Origin of the sequence: Aeromonas sp. JL9 (assembly GCF_024436075.1) — a bacterium.
GTDB lineage: Bacteria > Pseudomonadota > Gammaproteobacteria > Enterobacterales > Aeromonadaceae > Aeromonas > Aeromonas veronii.
The window spans coordinates 1-1,012 of the sequence record NZ_JANFNV010000073.1; the positions used below are offsets into that span (position 1 = coordinate 1).

Genomic DNA, 1,012 nt, shown 5'->3' on the forward strand with positions numbered 1-1,012 from the left:
ATTCATGACTGGGGTGAAGTCGTAACAAGGTAACCCTAGGGGAACCTGGGGTTGGATCACCTCCTTACCTTAAGATGTCGAAGTTGTTGAGTGTTCACACAGATTGCCTTGATTCAAAGTAGTTAGAGCAAAGACCTGGTGCAGAGATGCATCAGCTTCTGTTGTCCAGCCCTCGGGATGGATGAGAGAAAACCTCTTCTGCCGGATAACGGGATGTGAATAGCAGTTTACTGCTACCTGTTGTCTCAGTGCGCAAGCACTGCAAAGCAGACTCGGGGTCCCCTTCGTCTAGAGGCCTAGGACACCGCCCTTTCACGGCGGTAACAGGGGTTCGAATCCCCTAGGGGACGCCACTTCTCTTCGCAGCTCAAGAATGCAGACATAAGCAGTCATGTTTATGTCTGTTTTCTTCGGTCACTGACCGTTGCAAACATGCTCTTTAACAATCTGGAAAGCTGATTTAAAAAGTAGTTCTCAAACATTTGTTACAAGTGCTTTGGAAACTTCTTGGCGAAAACCAAATTTTATTTGGTCCTTGTTGTACGACAACAGGCTGTGCCGGTTTCACCGACACTTCTTGGGGTTGTATGGTTAAGTGACTAAGCGTACATGGTGGATGCCTTGGCAGTCAGAGGCGATGAAGGACGTACTAACCTGCGATAAGCTGTGAGAAGTCGGTAAGAGACGCTATTACTCACAGATTTCCGAATGGGGAAACCCACCCGAGATAACTCGGGTATCTGTTACTGAATACATAGGTAACAGAGGCGAACCGGGAGAACTGAAACATCTAAGTACCCCGAGGAAAAGAAATCAACCGAGATTCCCTCAGTAGCGGCGAGCGAACGGGGATTAGCCCTTAAGCATCTTGGAAGTTAGTGGAACGGTCCTGGAAAGGCCGGCGATACAGGGTGATAGCCCCGTACACGAAAACAACCTTGATGTGAAATCGAGTAGGGCGGGACACGTGACATCCTGTCTGAATATGGGGGGACCATCCTCCAAGGCTAAA

General features: G+C 48.8%; 1 tRNA gene and 2 rRNA genes. All 3 read left to right on the plus strand.

Features of this window, described 5'->3' with window-relative positions:
* A 16S ribosomal RNA gene (locus NOM06_RS20785) occupies window positions 1-67 on the plus strand; the annotation flags it as partial.
* 210 nt (window positions 68-277) lie between these two features.
* Window positions 278-353: transfer RNA gene (locus NOM06_RS20790), tRNA-Glu, on the plus strand.
* 236 nt (window positions 354-589) lie between these two features.
* Window positions 590-1,012: ribosomal RNA gene (locus NOM06_RS20795) — 23S ribosomal RNA — on the plus strand; the annotation flags it as partial.